The organism is Phocaeicola intestinalis (genome assembly GCF_014837065.1).
Classification (GTDB): Bacteria; Bacteroidota; Bacteroidia; order Bacteroidales; family Bacteroidaceae; genus Phocaeicola; species Phocaeicola intestinalis.
The window spans coordinates 21,113-47,802 of the sequence record NZ_JACSPP010000026.1 but is presented as its reverse complement, the minus strand read 5'-3'; the positions used below and the strand labels follow the sequence as shown (position 1 = coordinate 47,802).

The 26,690-nt window shown below is 45.6% G+C and carries 19 protein-coding genes, 1 tRNA gene and 2 pseudogenes; 19 read left to right on the top strand and 3 right to left on the bottom strand.

The genetic code is table 11. The annotated features are described in order from the left end of the window. Nucleotides 1-158: 158 nt before the first annotated feature. A complete protein-coding gene (guaA, locus tag H9625_RS09640; RefSeq protein WP_022041013.1) occupies nucleotides 159-1,712 on the bottom strand; it encodes a glutamine-hydrolyzing GMP synthase in 1,554 nt (517 codons plus the stop codon). A gap of 389 nt (nucleotides 1,713-2,101) precedes the next feature. Here guaA and H9625_RS09635 point away from each other — a divergent pair, with 389 nt between their 5' ends. From H9625_RS09635 to mutL, 19 genes and pseudogenes are all read left to right on the top strand, one after another. Then, nucleotides 2,102-3,241 carry an N-acetyltransferase gene (locus H9625_RS09635; protein ID WP_087396426.1) on the top strand — a complete coding sequence of 380 codons (1,140 nt, stop codon included), beginning with the start codon at nucleotides 2,102-2,104 and terminating at the stop codon, nucleotides 3,239-3,241. A gap of 19 nt (nucleotides 3,242-3,260) precedes the next feature. Then, complete coding sequence (locus H9625_RS09630; protein ID WP_191764084.1) at nucleotides 3,261-4,481, top strand: beta-ketoacyl-[acyl-carrier-protein] synthase family protein; 1,221 nt, start codon at nucleotides 3,261-3,263, stop codon at nucleotides 4,479-4,481. A gap of 64 nt (nucleotides 4,482-4,545) precedes the next feature. Further along, the gene (locus tag H9625_RS09625) at nucleotides 4,546-4,794 is read left to right on the top strand and encodes an acyl carrier protein (protein ID WP_022041016.1); all 249 of its coding nucleotides are present in this window, start codon (nucleotides 4,546-4,548) and stop codon (nucleotides 4,792-4,794) included. Further along, on the top strand, nucleotides 4,791-5,204 hold the full coding sequence (locus H9625_RS09620) for a beta-hydroxyacyl-ACP dehydratase (RefSeq protein ID WP_022041017.1): 414 nt from the start codon (nucleotides 4,791-4,793) through the stop codon (nucleotides 5,202-5,204). The genes H9625_RS09625 and H9625_RS09620 overlap by 4 nt, the downstream gene beginning before the upstream one ends. Before the next feature lie 12 nt (nucleotides 5,205-5,216). Next, entirely contained in the window at nucleotides 5,217-5,585 is a 369-nt protein-coding gene (locus tag H9625_RS09615; RefSeq protein ID WP_022041018.1) for a hypothetical protein, read from the top strand. Continuing rightward, nucleotides 5,582-8,068 (top strand): MMPL family transporter, encoded by a 2,487-nt coding sequence (locus H9625_RS09610; protein WP_191764082.1) that lies wholly within the window; start codon nucleotides 5,582-5,584, stop codon nucleotides 8,066-8,068. Before H9625_RS09615 ends, H9625_RS09610 begins: the two co-directional genes overlap by 4 nt. Continuing rightward, nucleotides 8,065-9,540: a phytoene desaturase family protein gene (locus H9625_RS09605; protein ID WP_087207439.1), complete on the top strand. Its 1,476-nt coding sequence runs from the start codon at nucleotides 8,065-8,067 to the stop codon at nucleotides 9,538-9,540. The genes H9625_RS09610 and H9625_RS09605 overlap by 4 nt, the downstream gene beginning before the upstream one ends. A 65-nt stretch (nucleotides 9,541-9,605) precedes the next feature. Continuing rightward, a pseudogene (locus H9625_RS09600) lies at nucleotides 9,606-9,698 on the top strand (3-oxoacyl-ACP reductase FabG); the annotation flags it as partial. A gap of 8 nt (nucleotides 9,699-9,706) precedes the next feature. Continuing rightward, nucleotides 9,707-10,339, top strand: a complete 633-nt coding sequence (locus tag H9625_RS09595) for a LolA family protein (RefSeq protein ID WP_087207437.1) — start codon at nucleotides 9,707-9,709, stop codon at nucleotides 10,337-10,339. 3 nt (nucleotides 10,340-10,342) lie between these two features. Beyond that, complete coding sequence (locus H9625_RS09590) at nucleotides 10,343-10,762, top strand: acyl-CoA thioesterase (RefSeq protein WP_022041023.1); 420 nt, start codon at nucleotides 10,343-10,345, stop codon at nucleotides 10,760-10,762. 10 nt (nucleotides 10,763-10,772) lie between these two features. Further along, a complete protein-coding gene (locus tag H9625_RS09585) occupies nucleotides 10,773-13,328 on the top strand; it encodes a DUF5686 and carboxypeptidase-like regulatory domain-containing protein (protein ID WP_022041024.1) in 2,556 nt (851 codons plus the stop codon). 253 nt (nucleotides 13,329-13,581) lie between these two features. Further along, nucleotides 13,582-14,592, top strand: a complete 1,011-nt coding sequence (gene gap, locus H9625_RS09580) for a type I glyceraldehyde-3-phosphate dehydrogenase (protein WP_022041025.1) — start codon at nucleotides 13,582-13,584, stop codon at nucleotides 14,590-14,592. Nucleotides 14,593-14,685: 93 nt separating this feature from the next. Next, the gene (locus tag H9625_RS09575; protein ID WP_191764081.1) at nucleotides 14,686-15,693 is read left to right on the top strand and encodes an ABC transporter ATP-binding protein; all 1,008 of its coding nucleotides are present in this window, start codon (nucleotides 14,686-14,688) and stop codon (nucleotides 15,691-15,693) included. A gap of 168 nt (nucleotides 15,694-15,861) precedes the next feature. Further along, nucleotides 15,862-17,337, top strand: a complete 1,476-nt coding sequence (gene guaB, locus H9625_RS09570) for an IMP dehydrogenase (protein ID WP_022041027.1) — start codon at nucleotides 15,862-15,864, stop codon at nucleotides 17,335-17,337. A gap of 141 nt (nucleotides 17,338-17,478) precedes the next feature. Then, the gene (locus H9625_RS09565) at nucleotides 17,479-18,669 is read left to right on the top strand and encodes a foldase protein PrsA (protein ID WP_191764079.1); all 1,191 of its coding nucleotides are present in this window, start codon (nucleotides 17,479-17,481) and stop codon (nucleotides 18,667-18,669) included. Nucleotides 18,670-19,098: 429 nt separating this feature from the next. After that, complete coding sequence (locus H9625_RS09560; RefSeq protein ID WP_022041030.1) at nucleotides 19,099-19,959, top strand: peptidylprolyl isomerase; 861 nt, start codon at nucleotides 19,099-19,101, stop codon at nucleotides 19,957-19,959. Then, complete coding sequence (locus H9625_RS09555) at nucleotides 19,952-21,325, top strand: peptidylprolyl isomerase (RefSeq protein WP_087207431.1); 1,374 nt, start codon at nucleotides 19,952-19,954, stop codon at nucleotides 21,323-21,325. The genes H9625_RS09560 and H9625_RS09555 overlap by 8 nt, the downstream gene beginning before the upstream one ends. A gap of 12 nt (nucleotides 21,326-21,337) precedes the next feature. Next, nucleotides 21,338-23,056, top strand: a pseudogene (locus H9625_RS09550) (OstA-like protein); the annotation flags it as partial. Between the two features lie 157 nt (nucleotides 23,057-23,213). After that, complete coding sequence (gene mutL / locus H9625_RS09545; RefSeq protein ID WP_191764076.1) at nucleotides 23,214-25,106, top strand: DNA mismatch repair endonuclease MutL; 1,893 nt, start codon at nucleotides 23,214-23,216, stop codon at nucleotides 25,104-25,106. A gap of 86 nt (nucleotides 25,107-25,192) precedes the next feature. Here the strand turns inward: mutL and cysK are convergent, their stop codons facing one another. Both cysK and H9625_RS09535 read right to left on the bottom strand, forming a co-directional pair. Continuing rightward, entirely contained in the window at nucleotides 25,193-26,113 is a 921-nt protein-coding gene (cysK, locus tag H9625_RS09540; protein ID WP_087207427.1) for a cysteine synthase A, read from the bottom strand. A gap of 125 nt (nucleotides 26,114-26,238) precedes the next feature. After that, a tRNA-Met gene (locus H9625_RS09535) sits at nucleotides 26,239-26,314 on the bottom strand. Nucleotides 26,315-26,690: the final 376 nt, after the last annotated feature.

Genomic DNA, 26,690 nt, shown 5'->3' with positions numbered 1-26,690 from the left:
GACCAAAAAATCGCCCAAAGCACACACGAAAACGGATACATCAAGCCAAGAAAAACTTTTTGGAGAAATTCAAAACATCTTCTTAATGAATGTCCTGATTAGCCAATACATATCTCCTGAAAACGAAGATATGTATCGGCTGATGGACATTCTTTTTTTTATTCCCACTCGATTGTGGCAGGTGGTTTCGATGAAATATCGTAGCAAACTCGGTTTACGCCTTTCACCTTGTTGATGATGTCATTCGATACCTTTGCCATAAATTCATAAGGAAGGTGTGCCCAGTCGGCGGTCATGGCATCAGTGCTTGTTACGGCACGTAGTGCGACTGCACGCTCGTAGGTGCGTTCATCACCCATTACACCTACGCTCTGCACAGGTAGAAGGATGACACCTGCTTGCCATACTTGGTCGTAGAGCGCAGTTTCTTTGCCTTCAGTATTTTTTGTTTTCCAATCGCGTAGACCTTGGATGAAAATATCATCGGCATCTTGAAGGATGCGTACTTTCTCGCGGGTGATGTCGCCCAGGATACGTACGGCAAGTCCCGGTCCGGGGAAAGGATGACGGGTGATGAGGTGTTCGGGCATACCCAGTTCACGGCCTACGCGGCGTACTTCGTCCTTGAATAAGAGACGGAGCGGTTCGCAAAGTTTCAGATTCATCTTTTCGGGTAATCCGCCTACATTGTGGTGGCTTTTGATTACTGTTCCGGTAATGGAGAGCGATTCGATGCAGTCGGGGTAGATGGTTCCTTGCGCCAGCCATTTCACATCATGTATTTTGTGCGCTTCTTCATCAAATACGTCAATGAATCCTTTGCCGATGATTTTGCGTTTGCGTTCGGGTTCGGTCACGCCTGCCAGTTCGGTAAAGAATTTTTCGCTGGCATCAACACCGATGACGTTCAGACCAAGGCATTCATAGTCATGAAGTACATTGCGGAATTCATTCTTGCGTAACATACCGTGGTCGACAAAGATGCAAGTCAGGTTTTTGCCGATGGCTTTGTTGAGCAACACGGCTGCTACTGATGAGTCAACACCTCCGCTCAGCCCGAGTACTACTTTGTCATCACCTAATTGTTCTTTCAGTTGCGCAACTGTAGTTTCAATGAATGACGCCGCGCTCCAGTCTTGTTTGCCTCCGCAGATGTCTACTACGAAGTTTTTCAGGATTTGTGTGCCGTCTTCAGTGTGATACACTTCAGGATGGAACTGTACCCCCCATAGCTTTTCTCCTTCTGCCTGATAAGCGGCAACTGCTACTTTGTCGGTAGAGGCGATAATCTTGAAGTTTTCGGGTAGAGACGTAATGGTGTCTCCATGGCTCATCCATACTTGCGAGTTTTCACGGACATCTTTCAGCAACGGGTTATCGTGGTCGAACTTAGCCAGATGTGCCCGTCCGTATTCACGGGTATTGGCAGGTTCTACCTTGCCTCCGTTGGTGTATGCCATAAATTGTGCACCGTAGCAGATGCCCAAAACCGGATATTTGCCACGGATATTGCTCAAATCGATTTTGAAAGCCTTTTCATCGTAAACCGAGAAAGGGCTTCCCGACAGAATCACACCAATGACGGAAGGGTCGCCGAAAGGGAACTTGTTGTAGGGAACAATCTCGCAATACATGTTCAGTTCGCGCACGCGGCGTCCGATGAGCTGCGTGGTTTGCGAGCCGAAATCGAGAATAATAATCTTTTCCTGCATATTCAGTTCTGTATAAAATTGAAAGATTGGGCAAAGGTACTCATTTAAATTGAGAATTGAAAACAGGGTGTTGAAAATTCCAACGCAAACGTGTTTAATTTTTGCGGAGGTTTATTTTTGCAGGACATCGTTTCCGGCACGTATGTTTTTTATACCATGCGTGGTATGAAATTGTGCCTTTTCTCACCACATATAGTATAAGTGTCCGTATTCATATTAATTTGTTTTGAATCGTTATTCTGAAATGGAAAAATGTAAGCCTATCCTCTTTGCAACTATCGGAATAAGGAGGCTTTCCGGATGAATTTTGTTCTTTTTTTCACTAAAGTTCGTCAATATCACACTTGGTTTTGGCGGTTAGGTTCACCTTTTATAATTTCGTCATCGTTATGGAAAAATTGATAGTAAAAGAGGTTCAGACCGGGCGTGAAATGGACGATTTCGTACGGTTTCCCCATCGGTTGTATGCGGATTGTCCTTATTATGTGCCTGATTTGGATATGGATATACGTGAGACGTTCGACAAACGGAAAAATCCGGGGCTTGATTTCTCGGATATTCAGCCATTCATCGCTTATGATAGTCATGGAGATACGGTAGGGAGGATTGCCGGCATCATTAATCATCGTGCCAACGAAAAGTGGCATACGCGTAACGTTCGTTTCGGCTTTATTGAATTTGTCGATGATATTGAGGTGGCGGGAGCCTTGCTTCGTGCTGTAGAACAATGGGGGCGGACACGGGGAATGAATGCGATACAGGGACCGATGGGAATTTTCGACTTTGACAAGGAAGGTATGCTGGTGGATGATTTCGATCAGGTCAGTTCTATGATTACCATCTATAATTATCCGTATTATCCCCGTCATTTGGAAGCATTGGGTTATGAGAAAGAAGTCGATTGGGTTCAGATTCGTGTACAGGTTCCCGAGGAGATTCCACCTAAATATGCCCGTGTGGCGGAATTGTCGAAAGAAATGTTTGGTTTGCAGGTAAGGAAGCTGACTTCGGCCGACATTTCAGAACGTAATTATGGTAAGAAAGTATTCGATTTATTGAATGTTGCCTATTCTCCTTTATTCGGATATACCGAATTGTCGGACAGGCAGATAGATGGCTATCTGAAACGTTATTTGCCTTTGCTTGACTTGCAGTTGCTTCCTGTGATAGAGAATGAGAAAGGTGAGCTGGTAGGCGTAGCGATAACGATGCCCAGTCTTTCGAATGCGTTACGGAAGGGAGGTGGAAGACTTTTCCCGTGGGGATGGTATCCGTTGCTGCGTGCATTGAAATGGAAACGGGAAGAGAAGGCAGAACTTTTTCTGATAGCTGTCCGCCCTGATTACCAGGGATTGGGTGTGAATGCCTTGTTTTTTGCTGATCTGATACCGGTCTATAACAAGTATGGTTTCACCTGGGCAGAAACAGGGCCGCAATTGGAAACAAACGTAAAGGAACTTTCGCAATGGAAACCTCTACATCCGGAAATCGTGAAAAGGAGGCGGTGTTATCGGAAAGTGTTGGAATAAAATAATAAACTGATAGAATATGAGAAGAGTAGTAATAACCGGTATGGGTATCTGGTCGTGTCTGGGTACGACACTGGATGAAGTGTGCCGGTCTTTGTATACAGGAAAAAGTGGAATCGTATTCAGCCCTGAACGTAAGGATGCAGGATTCCGTTCGGCTTTATGTGCACAGATAGCCAAGCCCGACTTGAAACCTTTTGTGTCGCGCAATCTGCGTCAGTTTATGCCCGAAGAGGCGCAATATGCCTATATGGCTACACGTGCGGCACTGGAGCAGGCCAGACTGGAGCCTGACTATATCGAGCAGCATGAAATAGGCATCATTTATGGAAATGATTCGGTGTCTGAAGCTACTATGACCGGGCTTGACAAGTTTCGTGAGTTTCACGATACGGCGGCATGTGGAAGCGGTACCATTTTCCAGTCGATGAACTCTACCGTGACTATGAACCTTGCTTGTCTGTTTAAATTGAAAGGTATCAATCTGACAGCATCCGCCGCTTGTGCCTCAGGCTCCCAGTCGGTAGGACTTGCGTATTTGCTTATTCGAAATGGCTTGCAGGATTGTATCGTGTGCGGTGGAGCGCAAGAAGCCAATATGTATGGCGTGGCGGCTTTCGATGGCATCCAGTCGTTCTCCATACGTGAGGACGAACCTGCCAAGGCAAGTCGTCCGTTCGATAAGAACCGGGATGGTCTGGTGCCTGGAGGAGGGGCAGCTACGTTGATTGTAGAGAGTTACGAACATGCTGTAAAGCGAGGTGCTCCTATCCTTGCCGAAGTCGTAAGCTGGGGATTCTCGGGCAACGGTGCGCATATATCTACTCCCAATGTAGAAGGTCCGGCACGCTCGCTGGAACTGTGTCTGAAGAATGGGAACGTGTCTCCCGATGAGATAGGTTACATCAATGCTCATGCCACTTCCACACGTATCGGTGATAGCCGGGAGGCACTGGCGATAGCACAGGTGTTTGGTGAGCTTCCGGTACCGGTCACTTCCACCAAGAGCCAGACAGGGCACGAGATGTGGATGGCTGGTGCCAGCGAACTGATTTATTCCATTCTGATGATGAAGAATGATTTCATAGCCGGAAACATCAATTTCGAGCATCCCGATGAAGATACAGCCCGTATTCATGTGCTTCCGGAGACGCGTCCCATACATTTCGATATGTTCTTGTCGAACTCGTTCGGCTTTGGAGGTACAAATTCGACGTTGATTGTCCGGAATGAGGGATGACGGATACGATGGAGCTGTTTTGTATGATGATTTATAAATTAAGTAAATAAATAAAAACTAAGTTATGACACGCGAAGAAATCATTGAAAAAGTCAACACGTTGTTGGCAGAAGAATTTGAAGTAGAAGCATCTACATTGACTCCCGATGCAAATGTTAAGGAAACCCTTTCGCTGGACAGTCTGAGTCTGGTAGACCTGGTGGCACTTATCCAGCAGACTTATCAGGTGAAGATTCCTGTTTCGGACTTGCGTCAGATACAGACGTTTACCGATTTGTATGATTATATCGAATCACATTTGCCTGCGGCATGATGAAAGTGGATATACAGGCGTTGATTCCACAACGTGAGCCGATAATCATGGTCGACAGGCTGGATAAGGTGGAGCATGCGTATGCGGAAACTTCGTTGGAAATCCGTCCGGACAATTTTTTTGTTGCTCCGGACGGACGATTGGAAGAGGCGGGAATCATTGAGCATATTGCTCAGTCGGCTTTGGCATTTGCCGGTTATTGGGCTTTGCAGGCCGGAGCTTCCGAACCTCCGGTAGGATATATTGGTGAAGTGAAGAAATTCCATTGCTACCGTTGTCCGCAAACGGGAGAAATCCTGCATACCCGGATTACAATAGAAGCCGAAGCGGAAGGCATCACTCTGGTAAGAGGAGAGACTTCCGGCAACGGTACTCCGGTAGCAGATACTCAGATGAAAATATCCATTTAAGAGAGTTGAGACATGTTACTCAGAAACAATTATTATAAGGTATATAGTGCACATTATGGAGCCGAAGACGCTCTTTTTCATGTTGCTTTGTTGCCCGGATGCGATGTATATCGGGGGCATTTCCCCGGCAGACCAGTATGTCCGGGGGCATGTAATATCGAGATGATGAAAGAATGTGTGGAAGAAGCGGTAGGCAAATGTGTATCTATTGTTTTCATTAAACAATGCCGGTTTACTTCGCTGGCATCTCCCGATGTGTGTCCCGAATTGGATCTCCGTCTGCATTTTCAGGTATTGGGGGAAGGGAGGTTCCTGTTGACCGCTACTCTATCCGATGCAGGTATTACGTATATGGAATTTAAAGGAGAGATAGAGAAATGACAGAACTTTGCATCAGAATTTATCGTTTTTTCCGGCGTCATCGTATGGTGTGTTGGATATCTCTGGTTGTGTCGTTTGCTTTCTTTGGGTATTGTGCTTCATGCATTCATCTGGAGGAGGACATCAATAAACTGATGCCTTCTTCGAAAAACGAAGATGGTACGACCAAGCTGGCTTTTGCCAACTTGCGTATTAAGGACAAGACATTTTTGGTGTTCGAAGGCAAAGAGGGTGTTTCTACCGAACGTATGGCAGAGGTGTGTGATGCCTTTATTGATTCGTTGCAGGCTAAGGATGCCTTGTCCGATTCATTACACCGGGTGATAGGGGATGTGTTTTACCGTTTGCCTGAAGAACTCTTGCCGGATGCCATTGATTACCTGAGTGGACATTTCCCTGCTTATATCGATACAAGCTTTTATGCCTGCATCGACACGATGCTGACCGAAAAGCATTTTCGCCGGCAGATGGAGATGAACCGGAAGGATTTGCTCAGCCCGATAGGCACGTTATATCCCGAACTTATCCAGATGGATCCGCTAGGTATGCGTATGCTTCTGAAGGAGCAATTCTTGCCGGCATCAGCTGGAGAGAAAAAAGGAGGTTATAAAATCCTTGACGGGCATATTTTCGTAAGTGATTTTACGGTGTGTGTGGCATTTATTACGCCCCGCTATTCGGCAACTAATACAGGTCAAGGTTCTGCTTTGTTTACGATGTTGAATGAACAGATAGCTCAATTTGCCCAGACGGCTCCTGACATCAAGATAGCTTATCACGGTACGCCTGCCAGTGGCTTTTATAATTCGAAACAAATCAAGTCGGACTTGGCTGGCACCCTTTCCGGTTCGTTGCTTTTCGTATTGGCTTTTATTTTTGTTTGCTATCGCAATTGGGATACACTTCCTTTGTTGGTCTTGCCCGTCCTGTTCGGAACGTTATTCGGACTTGCTTTGATGTATTTCATCAAGGGACAATTTTCATTGTTGGCATTGGGTATCGGAGCGGTTATTTTGGGTGTGGCATTCAGTTATGTGTTACACATCATCACCCATTATAAGTATGTTGGTAATCCCGAACAGGTCTTGCGTGACGAAGTCAAGCCGGTGTGTCTGGGTTGTCTTACAACCATTGGCTCGTTTATGGGAGTAGTATTTATTCGTACCGAGTTGTTGCAGGACTTCGGACTTTTTGCCACTTTCGCCATTCTGGGCACTACGGCATTCAGCTTGATCTATTTGCCGCAGTTCTTAAGTCCGAAGCGAAATAAGTTGAACCGGCGTGCCTTTGCCTTAATTGACCGTATCAATGCAGTGCCGTTCGACAGAAGCAAACCTTTATTGATTGTTATTCTGGTGGTAACTGTGGCTTGTATCGGACTTTACCTGGCCGGAGGCACACGTTTTGATGCTGATATGCATAACCTGGGATATAAGGCAGATATTACCACCTATTCGGAAGAATTGTTGCGAAGCAAGACGTATACGGGCGATAAAGAGAAATATTTCGCCACTTCTGGAGCTACGATGGAAGAGGCGGTGGAGCGTTTTGCCGGAATGGCCCGGAAACTGGATTCGCTTCAGCAGGCAGGACTGGTGAAAGGCTATACACGTACCGACCGGATATTCGTTCCTTTACGTGTGCAACAAGAACGTATAGATGCCTGGAAAGCATATTGGAACGAAGACCGTCTGAAACGGGTGCACGAGTTGATTACCCGTACGGCACCTCAGGTTGGCTTGCGTCCCGAAGCTTTTGACTTGTTTTTCGAATATGCTACTGCCGATTATCATCCGGATGCCTTGTATGAGGCGGGTATCATCCCTGCAGGATATCAGTCTACATTAATGGAGCAATCGTATAATGGCGAATACCTGTGTTTTACGTCGGTGAGATGCGCCAATGATACGGTGCGTAGCAAGACGAGCGATTATCATCGTATTTGCGATGCTATTGCAACACAGCCTCACATGTTGGTGTTGGATACCTATTATTATACTACGGATACTTTGATGCAATTGAACGATGACTTCAGTGTATTGCAATGGGTTTCTATGCTTTTTGTCTTGCTGGTCTTGTTTTTCAGCTTCAGGGGGAATATCCGGTATACGTTACTGGGATTTATGCCGATTGTATTCAGTTGGCTTATTGTATTGGGAATGATGGTGTTGTTCGATATGAGTTTTAATCTTATCAACATCATTATCTCTACTTTTATTTTTGGTATCGGAGTGGATTATAGCATCTTTGTTATGAGTGGACTGATAGGAGAAGAACGCGACACGCGATTGCTGGGATACCATAAAACCGCTATTTTCTTCAGTGCGGTTATATTAGTGGTAACTGTAGGCTCGATGTTGTTTGCGGTACATCCGGCAATCCGTTCGGTGGGCTTCTCTACCTTGGTCGGATTGCTGGCGGCTGTTATTATCTCTTATGTGCTACAGCCCGCTGTGTTCAGAATGATTCAGAAGAAGAAATGAAATACGACATTATAATAATAGGAGGCGGACTGGGGGGACTGGTGTGTGGCTGTATCCTTTCACGGGCGGGAAAACGCCTGCTCGTGCTGGAGAAAGGAAAGCATACAGGTGGATGTATCCAGAGTTATCGCCGGGGAGGAATGGAGTTTGATACAGGGTTCCATTATGTGGGAGGACTGGAGGAAGGACAACTCTTGCGTCGGGTATTCGACTATTTGGGATTGATGAAACTTCCGTGGAAGCGCATGGATGAGGTGGTCGACCGTGTGATGATAGGAAAGCGTACCTTTGCACTGGCACAAGGTTATGACCGGTTTGCCCAAATGCTTGCCGATGAGTTTCCGGCGAAAAGAGATGCCTTATACCAATATGCTGATTTGTTGAAGCGGACGGAAGAAATGCAGCTGAATGCCTTGAACCCTCATTCATCGGATATGGATTTCCATACTTGGATGTTGGAGACCAATGCGTACCGGTATCTGCAGGAGAAGTTTGACGATTCTTTGCTGGTCGACGTGCTGAGTGGTGCTTCACTGAAGATGGAACTGAGAAAAGACACATTGCCGTTGTTTACATTTGCTCATGGCTATTGTGGTTATGTGGGCAGTAGTTGGCGGATTGCAGGCAGTGGTTCGCTGATAGCAGAGGCGTTGGCAGAACAAATCCGTTCGCAGGGAGGCGAGGTGATATGTAATGCGGAAGTAGATGAATTACTGGAAAAGGAAGGTCAACTGACGGGAGTCCGGTGTAAGGACGGAAGAATTTACGAAGGGATACAATTCATTTGTGCCACCCATCCGGCAGAGATGTGCCGGATGTTGAAGCAAGGGGGATTGCTGAAGAATGTGTATCGTCACCGGATATGCCGGCAGGAAAACACCAATGGGATGTTTACGGTATCGTTGTGCCTGAAACCTCATGCATTGCCTTATGCGAACTGGAATTACTATGTATATCGGCATCCTGATATTTGGACATATCCGTCAGATGGAGAAATTGACCGAGTATTGGCAGCCAGTCATGTTCCGGACGATGGAGGAGAGTATGTGCGGCAAATCGATTTATTGGCTCCGATGGACTGGAGTCTGTGCCGTCCATGGATATTTACCCAAGTAGGTAAGAGAGGACCGGAGTATGAGGCAATGAAACTCCGTATGGCAGATGCCTGTATGACATTGGCCGAATCGTGTATACCTGGTTTGCGGAGAGCGGTCGTGCAATGTTATACCAGTACTCCGCTTACATACCGTGACTATGTGCATACTCCCGACGGGTCGGCTTACGGCATGCGGAAAGATTTCAACAGTCCGTTTGGAGGGATGCTTCCGGTGCGTACGCCCATTCCCGACCTGTTCCTCACAGGACAAAGCCTGATGGTGCATGGTGTGCAAGGTGTAACTATGACCGCGCTTTTCACGTGTGCGGAAATTATAGGACGGGATTGGATATGGAAGCAAGTGATACAGAAATAGAATATAGTTAATTTAAAGACAGAACATATATGGAATTACAGACGGATGTATATGCCTTGACCCGGGAAGTGGTGGCATTGGTCGGCTTTTTGATTTCGCCCGAAGCCGGATACATTACGGGAGAGGTAATATCAATTGATGGAGGACTTTATACATGAGAACAACGATGAAAAGATGGCTGGTATGTTTATCGGTATTTTTGCTGGCATGTACTACATTTATGTGGGCACAAGGTGCCGGCATGACACAAGTCATGAAGAAGTATAGAAGTGTGCATACGCTTACGGCTTCTGTGGTGCGTATCAAGCACAATGTAGCTTTTGCAGAAGATGCCAGATTGGATGGGAAACTTTATTTCAAGGCTCCCGGACGGATGTGCATGCGTTTCGAAGGAGATAAGGATATGTTGCTGATGGAAGGCAATGAATTTACGATGGTAGAATCGGGACGTAAAAGCGTGGCAAAAGGGCAGACACAAGCTCAATTCGAATCGCTGGTAGAGGTGTTCAAGCAAATGGTGCTGGGCATGGATATTTCGGTTAGTCCCGAAGAACTGGCAGAGGTGAAAATGGAAGAGAAAGATGGTCTTTGTACCTTGACAGTAACACCTCGGGTAGATGGAGGAAACAAGGTGCGCCGCAGATTGTTGTTTTCTTCTTTTGTACTGACCGTCGACTTGCAGAAAGGAGAGTGTAAGAGCTTGCAGATGAATGAACGGGGGCAGAACTATACCCGTTATGACTTTTCCGGTTTTATGCTGGATGCCCATGTGCCGGATACAGCATTTCAACTTCCATAAGATATGAAAAAAGAGTTGTTGGACATTTGCCAGGTGCAAGTGAAGTTTAGCGAAATCGATTCGATGCGCCGGGTATGGCATGGTTCTTATGTGACATATTTCGAAGACGGACGAGAGTCTTTCGGCAGGCATTATCCGGGCATCGGATATGCCGATATGCAGCGGGAAGGCATTTATGCGCCTGTATATGATTTACGTGTCCGCTATTATGCTCCGCTTTTGTTGAACGATGGTGTCGAAATACATACCCGCTATGTGTACAAGCCCGGTGCAAGATTGGATTATATGTATCAGGTCTTTCGTGCAAGCGACCATACGCTTTGTGCCGAGGGCACCACGGTGCAGTTGTTTATCGATGCACAGGGGGAACTGATGGTGGAAAAGCCTGCTTATTTCGAAGCCTGGCAGGTGAAGTATTTATAATAAGGAGAATATGAAGGAGAAAATTGTCTGGCTTGTAATGATGTTGTGTTTCCCGGTAGTATCCTACGGGCAACAGACCGTTATCGAAGGAACCGTGCGCGATTCGGTGACCGGAGAAGTATTGCCATACGCTTCGCTGATGCTCGAAGGTACTTCTGCCGGTACACGTACCGGAGATGACGGGCGTTTCCGCTTGGCTACATCTGTATCGGTCAACCGCCTGCAGGTTTCTTATTTGGGATACGATACCCGTAATATTACGGTTCAGCTGGGGAAAATCAACCGGATTGACATAGCCTTGATACCGAGTGGTGTCACATTGAGCGATATCGTGGTGAAGCCGAAACGTGAACGATACAGGAGAAAGGATAATCCTGCAGTGCGGTTTGCCAGACAAGTGATTGACCGGCGCGAGAGCAATGACCCGCGTAATCAAGATTATTTCAGTTATGACCAATATGAGAAAATGGTCTTTGCTATGAATGATTATAAGCCAAAGCCCAAAAAGAGTGGGAAAATAGGAAAATTTGATTTTCTTGCCGAGTTTATTGATACACTTGAAGTAGGGACTACGGTACTTCCTTTGTCAGAAAAAGAACGCTTGGAGAAGGTATATTACCGGAAGTCCCCCAAGTCGGAGAAACGTTTGCTGATGGGAAGTAAGTCATCGGGAGTAGATGAAGTGTTTTCGCGTGACGGGGTACAGCAGTTCCTGAGCGAAGCTTTTCAGGAAGTGGATATTTTCCAGAATAATGTTTCATTGTTTCTTCAGCGTTTTGTCAGTCCACTATCTACTTTCGGACCGGGATTTTATAAGTATTATTTGCTCGATACGCTTCAGGTGGAAGGTCGTAAATGTGTAGATTTGGGATTTGTGCCCTTCAATTCCGAGTCGTTCGGTTTTACGGGGCATTTGTTCGTTACGCTTGATTCTACCTATTTTGTCAAGAAAGTGATACTTAATGTTCCGAAAGACATCAACCTGAATTTTGTATCAGGTATGACTATTGAGCAGGTGTTCGAACGGGATTCTGCCAATATCCGTATTTTAAAGAAAGATGATATCCGGGTAAACTTTAAACTGAGTGAGAAATCGAAAGGCATGTATGCCCAGCGGCTGATAGTATACGATCATCATTCATTTCTTCCTCCCGATGACAGACAAAGGCAGATTTTTGCTCAAAGTGCACCGGTTATTACGCAAAAAGAGGCTTATAGCCGTTCGGAGGATTATTGGGAAGAACATCGCCCGCAAGTTGCGCGCAAGAAAAATCCCAATTCAGTAGAACAGTTGATGAAGAGGCTTCGGTCGATTCCTGTTTTTTATGTGACCGAAAAGGTGGTGACAACTTTGGTTTCAGGTTATATTCCTACTAATAAAGATTCCCGGAAGAACCGGTTCGATTTAGGACCGATGAACAGTACCATTAACGGCAATGCCATCGAAGGTGCACGTTTTCGTGTAGGTGGAGGTACGACTCCTGTTTTCGACAAGCATTGGTTCTTTGAAGGCTATGCTGCGTATGGCACGCGCGACAAGAAGATAAAATACGATGCCATGGTGGAATATTCGTTCAATCCTCGCCAGACGTACCGCATGGAATATCCCATGCATTCCCTTCGCTTGGAGTATATGTATGATATCAACAAGCTGGGGCAGAATTACATGTATACCAGCAAAGACAATGTAATGCTTGCTATCCGCCGGAAGAAAGACACGCGTGCCACATACTTGCGGAATGCCGAACTGACTTATACACGCGAACATTACAACGGGTTTTCGTATAACGTGATTCTCCGTAACCGGCGTGAATATGCCACGCCATATGCTCCTTTCGATTGCATCGGGACAGACGGAAGCGTAACGCCACGTAACCATTACGATATGACGGAACTGGAAATCAAATTGCGTTATGGTAAGGACGAGAAATATTACCAGACCCGTACGCAGCGCATTCCGATTACGTTTGATGCCTTGATATTCAATTTGAGTCACGTGATGGCAAAGAAAGGGGTACTGGGGTCGTCGTACACTTATCAGCGTACGGATGTCGGCATGCAGAAACGTTTCTGGTTTTCGGCGTTCGGCTATCTGGATGTTATTCTTAAAGCAGGCAAGGTATGGAACAAGGTGCCTTATCCGCTTCTGATATTGCCTAATGCCAACCTTACTTATACCATCCAACCCGAAACTTATACGAACATGAATGCTATGGAGTTTATAAATGATGAGTATGCTTCGTGGGACATTACTTATTATATGAATGGAAATTTGTTCAACCGCATTCCGCTGATTAAGAAATTGAAGTGGCGTGAGGTGTTTTGCTTTCGTGGATTATGGGGACACTTGACAGATAAGAACAATCCTGTAAAAAATGGTGAAGGTCTGTTCCGTTTTCCGGAAGAGACTTCACAGCTGGGGCGTGCTCCTTATATGGAAGCCAGTGTAGGTATAGAGAATATCTTCAAGTTTCTCCGTCTGGATTATGTATGGCGTTTGAATTATCGTGATAATCCCGATATACAGACGCATGGTGTGCGTTGTACAATGCGATTGTCATTCTGATGGGAAAAATCCTGCCATGTAAAGTAGGGATTGCAAAATGATATATTCGGAGGTGGAAAGCAGAGCTTTTAAGGAAGAAGTGGTAAAATGTAACTTGTTTTTTTCTTAATTTTAATACTTTTCGTGCTCAACTTATGAAAGAATTGCTTATTTTTGCAACGCAGTCAGAAAGAAAGAACAGACTTCTTGCTGGGGCAACCGAAAACAGAGAGTGTTTATAACATTATTATAAAACCTTTAAAAATTAAGCAAAATGATTAAAGTAGGTATTAACGGTTTCGGTCGTATTGGCCGTTTTGTATTCCGTGCAGCTCAAAAAAGAAACGATATCCAAATCGTAGGTATTAACGACTTGTGCCCGGTAGATTACTTGGCTTACATGTTGAAGTATGATACAATGCACGGCGCATTCGACGGTACTATCGAAGCTGACGTTGAAAATAGCAAATTGATTGTTAACGGTAAGGAAATCCGCGTAACTGCAGAAAAGAATCCGGCTGACTTGAAATGGAACGAAGTAGAAGCTGAATACGTTGTTGAATCAACTGGTTTGTTCCTGACTCAGGAAAAAGCTCAAGCTCACATTCAGGCTGGTGCTAAATACGTAGTTATGTCTGCTCCTTCTAAGGATGCTACTCCGATGTTCGTTTGCGGTGTAAACGAAAAGACTTACGTTAAGGGTACTCAGTTCGTTTCTAACGCTTCTTGTACTACTAACTGCTTGGCTCCGATTGCTAAGGTATTGAACGACAAGTTCGGTATTGTAAACGGTTTGATGACTACAGTTCACTCTACTACTGCTACTCAGAAGACTGTTGACGGTCCTTCTATGAAAGACTGGCGCGGTGGCCGTGCTGCTTCTGGCAACATCATCCCGTCTTCTACAGGTGCTGCTAAGGCTGTAGGTAAAGTTATTCCTGAACTGAACGGCAAACTGACTGGTATCTCTATGCGTGTGCCGACTTTGGATGTTTCAGTTGTTGACTTGACTGTAAACTTGGCTAAACCGGCTACTAAAGAAGCTATCTGCGCTGCTATGAAGGAAGCTTCTGAAGGCGAATTGAAAGGTGTTCTGGGTTACACTGAAGATGCAGTTGTATCTTCTGACTTCCTGGGCTGCACGTTGACTTCTATCTTCGATGCAAACGCAGGTGTTTACTTGACTGATACTTTCGTTAAAGTTGTTTCTTGGTATGACAACGAAATCGGTTACTCTAACAAAGTATTGGATCTGATTGCTCACATGGCATCAGTAAACGATTAATCATCGGTCATAAGACGTGTTTTGATTAATAAATGATAACAATGGGAGAAGTCACCTTGTAAGGGTGGCTTCTCTTTTTTATGTTTGGCATGTATGATGGAAAAACCTGTAATTCAGCTTCGGCACCTTTCTACCGGTTATACTGGAAAACACAGTGTGATACGTGTGGCATCGGATATTAATGCATCTGTCTATAATGGTGAACTGACTTGTTTGCTGGGGGCGAACGGGGCTGGAAAGTCTACTTTATTGCGCACTTTGTCGGCTTCCCAACCTCCTTTGGCTGGGGAAGTATGGATAGCAGGCAAACGTTTGTCGGATTATGCAGATAAGGAGCTTGCCAGACTGATAGGCATTGTATTGACAGAACGGTGCGAAGTGACCAATCTGAGTGTGGAAGAACTGGTAGGTTTGGGAAGAAGTCCGTATACAGGTTTTTGGGGAACACTGGGCAAAGAAGATAAGCGTATCGTATCAGAGGCGATACAACAGGTAGGTATTGCCGGATTATCTGACCGTATGATACATACTTTGAGCGATGGAGAACGTCAAAAGGTGATGATAGCCAAGGTTTTGGCACAACAGACTCCGGTCATCTTGTTGGATGAGCCGACCGCCTTTCTTGATTTTCCCAGCAAGGTAGAAATGATGCGTTTGCTGCGCACGCTGGCACATGGTTTGGATAAGACCGTATTTCTTTCTACGCACGACCTTGAGCTGGCACTTCAGATAGCTGATAAGCTTTGGTTGATGGACCGGCAGGGGGTAGTTGTCGGGACTCCCGAAGATCTTTCGTTGGACGGTACATTGGAGACTTTCTTTACCCGCGAGGGTATTGCATTCGATCGCCGGAGCGGATTGTTCCGTATTGCGCCCGAATATGTAAGAAGCATCAGGCTGACAGGAGAGGGGTATCGATATGACATGGTGCAGAAAGCTTTACGCCGTTATGCCATTTATGCCGACCGTGAAGTGGAATCGGAAGCATATATTGATGCCGGTTCTGGAGAAACAGATTTATTTGTATGGCATCCCGCAGGTAGAGAGCCTGTGGCTTGTGGAAATATCGAAACGTTGTTAGCATTTATAAAAGAAAAGTAGTGAGGTAAGAACGGCATAGGGTGGCAGTATCATGAAAAGCAAATTGCTGCTTTGGAAGAGCCTGAAACCTAAAAAAACAGGAGAAATAAGTGAAAAAATGTCTTGCTATTTTTTAGATTCAAATAAAATTCGTACATTTGCACGCAATAAAATCTAAACATAAACCCTATGTCATTTATTGCAGATAAAGTAGTGATGGACGGATTGACTTACGATGATGTATTGTTGATTCCTGCCTATTCAGAAGTTTTACCAAAAACAGTCGATCTCACGACTAAGTTTTCACGCAACATTGAATTGAAGATTCCGTTTGTGACGGCAGCCATGGATACCGTTACCGAAGCGCAGATGGCAATTGCTATTGCCCGCGAAGGAGGTATTGGTGTTATTCACAAAAATATGCCTATTGAAGAGCAGGCACGTCAGGTGGCTATCGTAAAGCGTGCCGAGAATGGTATGATTTACGATCCGGTGACCATTAAACGTGGTTCCACGGTAAAGAATGCGCTGGATATCATGGCAGAATATAAGATTGGCGGCATTCCGGTAGTGGATGACGAAAACTATCTGGTAGGTATCGTGACCAACCGTGACCTTCGTTTTGAGCGTGACATGAATAAGCGTATCGACGAGGTGATGACCAAGGAGAACATTGTGACTACAGCTCCGGGTACGGATATGGAAACGGCATCGGATATCCTTCAGAAGAATAAAATCGAGAAATTACCGGTAGTAGACGAGAATGGTAAACTGATAGGTCTGATTACGTATAAAGACATTACCAAAGCAAAAGATAAACCGATGGCTTGCAAGGATGCTAAAGGTCGCTTGCGTGTGGCTGCGGGTGTAGGTGTAACCAATGATACGTTGCAACGTATGGAAGCGTTGGTAAAGGCTGGTGCCGATGCTATTGTGATTGATACGGCTCACGGACACTCGAAGTATGTTATCGAAAAGTTGAAAGAAGCCAAGAAGGCTTTCCCTGATATTGATATCGTGGTAGGAAACGTGGCTACGGGTGATGCGGCAAAGATGCTGGTGGAGGCTGGTGCTGATGCTGTGAAGGTAGGTATTGGTCCGGGTTCTATCTGTACTACACGTGTGGTTGCTGGTGTAGGTGTACCTCAGTTGTCTGCTGTTTATGATGTGGCAAAAGCATTGGAAGGTACAGGTGTTCCTTTGATTGCTGACGGTGGCTTGCGCTATTCGGGTGATGTAGTCAAAGCATTGGCTGCAGGTGGTTATTGCGTAATGATTGGCTCATTGGTGGCTGGTACCGAAGAGTCACCGGGCGATACCATTATTTTCAACGGACGTAAATTTAAGTCTTATCGCGGCATGGGTTCTTTGGAAGCTATGGAAAATGGTTCGAAAGACCGTTATTTCCAGAGTTCGACCACCGATGTAAAGAAACTGGTTCCGGAAGGCATTTCGGCACGTGTTCCTTACAAAGGTACATTGTATGAGGTGATTTATCAGTTAGTAGGCGGTTTGCGTTCAGGAATGGGGTATTGTGGTGCGCATAACATTATGGAATTGCACAATGCGAAATTCACGCGTATTACCAATGCAGGTGTATTGGAAAGTCATCCTCACGATGTGACGATTACCAGCGAGGCTCCTAACTACAGTCGTCCGCAATAAGGATAAGATATTGTTACACAAAGGCACAGAGACACCAAGTTTTTATTTACTGCTTGTTTACGATTTACAGCGGTTGTACTTCGTAGATAGAACTGTAAATATCTTGTGTCTTTGTGTCTTTCGTTTTTATAAGCATATCGTATGAAATTGTCCAGAATCTTGCTTCTTTTCATTTGTTTTTTGAAGGCTGCTTCTTTTCTTTATGCCGATAAATTGGATGATGAATTGTTTCTTCTGAAGGTGGCAGATGCCAAACGTTGTGGCTGGGATACCGTGCCTGCTTTCCGTCACCGTTGTAAGGTGGAACAAGGAAAGGCATTGCGGGCGGTGTTGCTTGATGCAGGTCGCCAGGATTCTGTACTGCATGCGCTTTACCGTGAAAGTGTGGAACGTTATTCGGCGAAAGGCTGGGTGAAACTGGAAGAAATTGTCCGGTTGCTTCCGCAACGTGCTACCCGGAACGAAGTAGGGCAGGTTTGCCGGCAAATGGATTCGGTGTATGTTTCGTTGCAGGGCGGAATGCCTTTCGAGATATATCTGGAACAAGGATGCGAAGCACAATGGTGTCCGTCGGTGGCTTTGCTGAAGGAGTTCTCTTGTCGTTTGGATACAATGCGGAAGGGAACCTATACGAAACCGTTTTTGTCGCCGTTGGGCGTGCATATTATCAAATTAGTCGACCGGAAGCCGGCTATCAGTTATGAGGAAGCAAGTCCTTTTCTGGAGATTTATCTGGACCGGTTGGGGGAGAAAAATCCGGCACTTAACCGGTCGCGTTATATGCAATGGCAACACGGTGAAAGAAAAGATGTTGCAGTGGAACGTTGTCTGACGGAGGTAAAGAACTGTATGCTGGCGGCATGGTGGGATGTTCGTCATCCTTTGCCTGATGTTAGCGATGAAAATGAATTGAAGCATTTTTTCGAAGCTAACAAGAAGGCTTATGCATGGGAATTTCCACATTACAAAGGGGCTGTAGTGCTTTGCAAAGATAAAAAAAGCGCTTCACGCATTCGCAAATGTTTGAAAAAAGTTCCGATGGAGCAGATGGAAGAGGTGTTTCGGATGTGGCAGGCAGAACATCCCGAGGTGGATGCTGTGATACAGGTAGGATTGTTTCAGATAGGAAAGAATCCGTATATCGATAAGTTGGCTTTCAAGTGTGGAGAGATGCCGCATGACCCACGTTATCCGTATGCTATTGTGGTAGGTAAACGGTTGAAGAAGGGACCGGAAAATTATACAGATGTGTATGGACAAGTGAAAACGGATTTTGTCAGAACTTTGAAAATGAGACAATTGGAAGAATTAAGGACGCGTGTTGGAAAATGAAGAAAATATCAGCTGAATGTCGGCATTTAGTCACCAGGAAGTTAAAGGGGAGTTGTTATGGAATACACACAGCCGGTGTTATTCCTGTTTTCCAGTGTCATGCTGGATAGCCAATCCGCTTCTTCCGTTACGCCGGCTCACATATCCGGCATGACAAGCAAGCTTTGTTCTCTTCGCCATATAGCTGCATCGTTTGTAAGATTATTAATCTTACAGCGTGAAGATTAATAATCTTTCGGCGTGAAGATTAATAATCTTACAAGCAAGGCAGCTATGCGGTTCATAAATGTGTAAGTTTCTTCTATGTTTTTTCTAATCGTAAAATGACGAAAAATTGCGTACTTTGATATATAAAAACCGTTAATTGTAGCGGAAGTAATCGATTAAAACTGTATCTTCGTTCGCTCTTTCAGACGAAAAACGTCACAGATGAATAAAGGATGTTTCTTGACCATAGGATTGCTGGTCTTGACTGCTTGCACCAAGACGCTCAACCATCAGGGGAAAACCCCGCTGGTGGAGGTGGGGGATGCGTTTCTGTACAAAGAAGACGTGGATGCGGCGATGCCGATAGGTGTGAAAGGGAAAGACAGCGTAGAATTTGCCGAGGCGTATATCCGTAATTGGGTGGAAGATAACTTGCTTTACCGTAAGGCAGAGGGGAATATTCCCGACAATGTAAAGATAGACCAGCAGGTGGAGGCTTACCGGCGGGCACTGATTATGCATGCTTATCAGGAAGAACTGGTAAGACAGAAGTTGGGCAACGAGGTGAGTGAGGAAGAAATCAGTGCGTATTATGAGCGGCATGCCGGACAATTTCAAGCAGAGCAACCTTACATACAAGGTGTGTTTGTCAAAGTTCCTTTGCATACGCAAAACTTGAATCTGGTGCGGAAATGGTACAAGCAACATACGCAGGAGGCTGTGGACAGGTTGGAAAAGTTCAGCATTGCCCATGCAGTGAGTTATGATTATTTTTACGACCGTTGGCGTCCGGTGTCGGAATTTTCATTGAAACTTCCCCTTGATGCGTTGGATACAGATCCCGATTATTTGAACCGGAACAAGAATGTGGAGGTACGTGATACGGCTTTCTGTTATTTCCTGCATGTGGAAAAGTTTCTTCCGAAGGGTGACCGCCTGCCGCTGGAATATGCCAAGAATGAGATAAAAGAAATGATAATTAATCTGAAGCGTGTGGAATTTATAAATCAGATGAAGCATGATTTATATAAAGAGGCTTCGGAGGCTAATGACATAATTTATTATAAACCTGACAATGAATAAGTTTAGAGTAATCAGATGGTGTGTATGCATGCTGTTGTTGCTGGCAGGGATTTCTGCTTATGCCCAAGACAATGTAATAGATGAGGTCGTCTGGGTAGTGGGTGACGAGGCTATCTTGAAATCAGATGTAGAAAACGAACGTTTGAACGCACAATACGAAAACAGGCATTTCGACGGTGATCCTTATTGTGTGATTCCAGAAGAACTGGCGGTGCAGAAGCTTTTCTTGCATCAGGCAGAACTGGACAGTGTCGTGGTGTCCGACCAGGATGTGATTCAAGAGGTGGAACGACGCATTTCGTGGCTGACTGAACAAATCGGCTCGCGGGAGAAAATGGAAGAATATTATAATAAGACTTACACGCAGATCCGTGAAATGCTTCGTGAGAATGTCCGCGACGGCAAGACCGTGCAAGAAATGCAGATGAAAATCGTGGGCGACATCAAGCTCACTCCTGCCGAGGTGCGTAACTATTTCAACAAACTGCCTCAAGACAGCATTCCGTTCGTACCTACACAGGTAGAGGTGCAGATTATTACGCAGGAGCCCAAAATTTCGGAGCAAGAGATAGAACGGGTGAAAGCACAGTTGCGTGAATATGCCGACCGGGTAAATAAAGGCGAGACTTCTTTTTCTACCTTGGCACGTTTCTATTCGGAAGACCCTGGTACGGCACGCCGTGGTGGTGAAGGTGGATTTACGGGCCGTGGTGCATTGGTTCCCGAATTTGCCAATGTGGTGTTTAACCTTACAGATACCAAAAAGGTGTCGAAGGTGTTCGAAACGGAATTTGGTTTTCACATTGCACAATTAATAGAAAAACGAGGCGACCGTGTGAACTACCGTCATATCCTGTTGCGTCCCAAAGTAGACCAAAAAGACATTGATGCTGCTTTGGCGCGTCTGGATTCCATTGCCGATGACATCCGGAAAGAAAAATTCTCGTTTGATGATGCCGCCACGTGGATATCGATGGATAAGGATACCCGAAACAATCATGGTTTGCTTGCCAATCCGCAATCGAATACTTCCCGTTTCGAGATGCAGGAACTTGCCGGACTGGTTTCGCAAGATGTAGCGAAAGTTGTGGAAGGCATGCAGATCGGGGAAATCTCAAAACCTTTTACGATGATTAACTCAAGCGGCAAGCAGGTGTGTGCCATTGTGAAACTGAAGAACCGCATTGACGGACATAAGGCTACCATTACGGAAGACTATCAGCGTCTGAAGGCGATGGTAACTTCAAAGAGGAGCGAAGAGAAGCTTCAGAAATGGATTGTTGACAAGCAGAAGAACACTTATGTGCGTATCAGTCCGAAATGGCGCAATTGCGAATTCAAATATCCGGGATGGATTAAGCGATGAACTGAAAAAGTTATGATGCAAAAAGAAAAGAACAGGAAATATAGGATAAACGGGCATAGGGCGCTTTTGGTGAGTGTCCTATGCCTTTTCGGCTTTTGTCTTTTGGCGCAGAAACCGCTCCGTTCGCAGATAGCCGGGACGCAGGAGGATTCGGTGGCGCAAAAGCGGCAAATGCCTCAGAAACAGACAGCTCCCAAAAAACAGCAACCCAAGAGCAAGGTTTATCTGATACATTCGGACTTGTTGCGGAAAGATTCCCGTCATCCTGATGCACAGGTCGTGGTGGGCAATGTCGTTTTCCGGCACGATAGTGTGTATATGTATTGCGACAGTGCTTATTATTATGACAAGATAAGTTCGTTTGAAGCCTTCAGCAATGTCAAGATGAATCAGGGAGATACGCTTTTTCTGTATGGAGACAGATTGTTTTATGACGGGAATACGCAGATTGCTGAAGTACGTATGAACGTACGGATGGAGAATAAGAATACTACGTTGCTGACTGATAGTCTGAACTATGACCGTGTGTACAATCTCGGCTATTTTTTTGACGGAGGAACACTGATGGACGAACAGAACGTCTTGACTTCGGAATGGGGTGAATACAATCCCAGTACGAAGCAATCGGTGTTCAATTATAACGTACAGCTGGTTAACCCGCAGTTTACGCTGACTTCGGATACGCTGGAATATAATACGCTGACGAAGATAGCCAACATCGTGGGGCCGTCGGATATAGACAGTGACAATAACCATATTTATTCCGAGCTGGGTACATATAATACGATGACCGGAAAAGCCTATTTGTACAACCGCTCGATTCTGACCAATGATGGGAAACAGCTGACTGGTGATACCTTGTATTATGACCGTGATGCAGGAACGGGCGAAGCATTCCGCAACATGGTGATGACCGATACCATCAACAAGAATATGATGACCGGCGAATATGGCTTTTATAATGAGAAGACCAAGTTTGCCTTTGCTACCGATAAGGCGGTGGGGATTGATTATTCGCAGGGGGACAGTTTGTTTCTTCACGGTGATACGCTGATGATGCGCACTTTCCATCTGGATACGGATACGATGTTCAGGGAGATGCAGGCTTTTCATAAGGTGCGTTTCTATCGTACGGATGTGCAGGGAGTCGCAGATTCGCTGGTATTCTCTACCAAAGACAGTTGTCTGACAATGTACCAGGATCCTATTTTGTGGAACAAGAATCAACAACTGGTAGGAGAGAAGATATGCATTTATATGAATGACAGCACCATTGACTGGGCTCATATCATCAATCAGGCATTGTCGGTAGAAGAATTGGATTCGACAATGTATAATCAGGTGACGGGAAAGGAGATGAAAGCCTATTTCCGCGATGGGGAAATGCATAAGACTGAAGTTATCGGCTCGGTACGCCTGGTCTATTATCCGATGGATTCGGACAGTACGCTGATTGGTATGAATGTGTCTGAGACGAGTAAGCTGGAAATCTATCTGGAGCACCAGAAATTGGAACGGATGGTAATGAGCCCCCAGTCGAACGGTACTTTGTATCCGATGTTGATGATTCCGAAAGGGAAAGACAAATTGGAGAACTTTGTGTGGTTCGATTACATCCGTCCGTTGAATAAGGAGGATATTTTCAACTGGCGTGCCAAGAAAGCAGAAGATCAGTTGAAGAAGAATGTACGTGGTCCGATAGAACTTCCGAACCAGCACTTGTTTGACAAGTTGGCCCAACCAGAAAAGAAAGTGGAAGAAAAGGCTCCGTCGGAAAGTGATGCCGGAAAAACAGAGGCTGGAAACCAGGAAAAGGAGAATGTGGAGGAAGCCGATTCTTCCATACCAGATAGTTGACAGATGAAATTTCTTTAGGAGTATAGAATATATGAGCGATGTGATACGTTTGTTGCCCGATTCCGTAGCTAATCAGATTGCGGCGGGCGAAGTGATACAGCGTCCTGCATCCGTGGTAAAGGAATTGGTGGAGAATGCAGTGGATGCAGGTGCGCATCATATAGATGTGCTGATAACGGATGCTGGAAAAACGTGTATACAGGTAATTGATGACGGGAAAGGAATGTCGGAAACAGATGCGCGGCTGGCATTCGAGCGGCATGCGACATCGAAGATTCGTGAGGCATCCGACTTGTTTGCCCTCCACACAATGGGATTCAGAGGAGAAGCCCTGGCGTCTATTGCTGCAGTGGCACAGGTGGAATTGCGTACATGTCAGGAAGGGGACGTGCTGGGAACACTGCTGACTATTTCCGGTTCGAAAGTAGAAGGGCAGGAAGCTGTGGCGTGTCCTTGCGGAAGTAATTTCAGTGTGAAGAATCTTTTTTACAACGTGCCGGCACGGCGCAAATTCTTAAAGTCGAACCAGACAGAACTGAGTAATATCCTGACCGAATTCGAACGCATCGTGTTGGTGAATCCTGACATTTCGTTCACTTTGCATCATAACGGCACGGAAATGTTGAATCTCCCTGTCTTGCCTTTGCGCCAGCGCATTATGGGCGTGTTTGGCAAAAAACTGAATCAGGAATTGCTTTCGCTTGACGTTACTACCAGTATGGTGCAAATACACGGGTTTATCGGTAAGCCTGAAACATCACGTAAGAAAGGCGCCCGCCAGTTCTTCTTTGTCAACGGACGTTTTATGCGCCACCCTTATTTTCATAAAGCATTGGTGGATGCTTACGAACACTTGATACCCGTGGGCGAACAAGTATCTTATTTCATTTATTTTGAGGTGGAACCGGCCAATATTGACGTCAATATCCATCCTACCAAGACTGAAATCAAGTTTGAAAACGAACAGGCTATCTGGCAAATCCTTTCGGCGGCGGTGAAAGAGACACTGGGACGTTTCAATGCTGTTCCTTCCATTGATTTCGATACCGAAGGGATGCCCGATATTCCGGCATTTGAGCCCGACCAGCAAGCTGGGGTTGTGCAGCCGTCACTATCGTATGATCCTTCTTACAATCCGTTTGATGTAAAGACTTCAACGGCTCCTCCCTCTTCGTATTCTCCTTCTTCCTCTCGCCAGAAGCATACGCAATGGGAGCCTTTGTTCGAGGGACTGGAGCGGAAAAGCAATGCCTGGCAGCCTGAAGCGGAAACACCCGCTTCTGAGGATAGCTGGCATACGGAAGAAATACAGCCGGCTTCTCCTACACTCTACGATACACATCCCGAAGCAACCGTGAAAGAGAGCGTTACACAGCATTACCAGTATAAAGGATGTTATATACTGACTTCCGTAAAATCGGGGCTGATGATTATCGACCAGCAACGGGCGCACATCCGCATCTTGTTCGACCGTTATATGAAGCAGATAGCCGACAAGCGGCACGTATCACAACGCATGTTATTCCCTGAGATGGTACATTTCTCTGTCTCCGAAATACCGGTGTTGGAAACGATTATGGACGATTTGAAAGCTTTGGGATTCGATTTGAGCAATTTGGGTGGAGGCTCGTATGCCATCAATGGTGTACCCGCAGGCATCGAAGGACTGAATCCAGAGCGGTTGGTGACCGACTTGGTTCAGACTGCGATGGAGAAAGGTAAGGACGTGAAAGAAGAAATACAGCAGGCGCTGGCCTTATCGCTGGCAAAAGCTTCGGCCATTGTGCCGGGACAAGTCTTGACGGCAGAAGAGATGAATAATCTGGTGGACGAACTTTTTGCCGTTCCTACCCCTAATTATACTCCCGATGGCAAGACCGTACTGGCTGTGCTGAAAGAGGAAGATATAGAGAAGCTTTTTTAAGACTAAGGAGTTAGAAGGAGTTATTTCACAGAGTTAAAAGGAGTTGAAAACCAATAGGCTTTTAACTCCTTCTAACTAACAGGCTCTTAAAAGGTGGAAAGATATCTTTCTCCTGTGTCAGGTAGAAGCACCACAATGTTTTTACCGGTATAAGCCGGTTGTACAGCAAGCTGAAGGGCAGCGCATACGGCGGCTCCAGATGAGATACCTGTCAGCAGACCTTCGGTTATGACAAGTTCTTTTTCGATACGAAAGGCGTCATCATCCTTGATGCGGATAATGCGGTCTACTGTTTCCGGATAATAGTTTTTCGGGACAAATCCGGCACCGATGCCCTGAATGCGGTGGCTTCCGGCTTTTTCTCCCGATAATACAGCCGAACTGTCTGGCTCTACAGCGATGATTTCGATGTGGGGATTATGGGTTTTCAGTCCTTTTCCTACTCCGCTTATCGTGCCTCCAGTTCCTGCCCCGGCTATAAACACGTCCACTTTTCCATCGGTATCCTGCCATATTTCTTCAGCCGTTGTATGCAAGTGGGCAAGTGGGTTGGCAGGGTTCTCAAATTGCTTTAAGATAATAGAATTAGGTAGTTCACGGTGCAGTTCTTCTGCTTTTCGGATGGCTCCGCTCATACCCTCTGCTCCCGGTGTGAGTACCAGTTGTGCTCCCATTGTTTTCAGTAGCATCCGTCGTTCCACGCTCATGGTTTCGGGCATGGTGAGGATGGTTTTATACCCTTTGATATTGGCTATCCATGCCATTCCGATACCAGTGTTTCCGCTGGTCGGTTCGATGAGGGTGGCTCCAGGTGCGATAAGCCCTTTCTGTTCGGCATCTTCTATCATGGCAAGCGCGGCGCGGTCTTTCACACTTCCACCCGGATTGAAGTATTCCAGTTTTGCCATAATGGAGGCTTGGACATGATGTGCGTTTCCTAATCGGTTCAGCTTTAGAAGAGGAGTGTTGCCGATAAGTTCGGTCAGTTGGTTGTAGATACGTGCCATAGTGTTCAGTTGAAAATTAGACTTCGGTAGGGAAGCAGTAGGGAAAGAGGGGTTTTTGTTTCTTTAGGCATGTTCCTATATCCGTATAAAACAAAAAAGAGAAACTTCCGTTCCTCTCCTGCTTCTGGTTGCGGAGGCCTGACTCGAACAGACGACCTTTGGGTTATGAGCCCAACGAGCTACCAACTGCTCCACTCCGCGATGTTAATCATTGTTTTCTTAAATCGAGTGCAAAGGTAGAGACTTTTTTTTAAATATGCAAATGATTTGCAGATTTTTTTCGCTTGTTCTTCGGATTTGCAGCAGATTTTATATGGAGCTTGTTTAACTGTTTTGAATTTCTCCAAAAAGTTTTTCTTGGTTTGATGTATTCGTTTTCGTGTGTGCTTTGGGCGGTTTTTTTTGTCCTTTCCGCTTCTGTCCTTCGTCAGATAGTCCGCTATCTTTCTCATCACACAAACGGAAATGCCTCAAAAATTCATTTCAAACCAGCACACGATAAATTCAAAACAGTTTCTTTGCCCAGGTTAATTTTGCGAATTGTTTTCGAGGACTATAAAAAGACAATATGCATGTC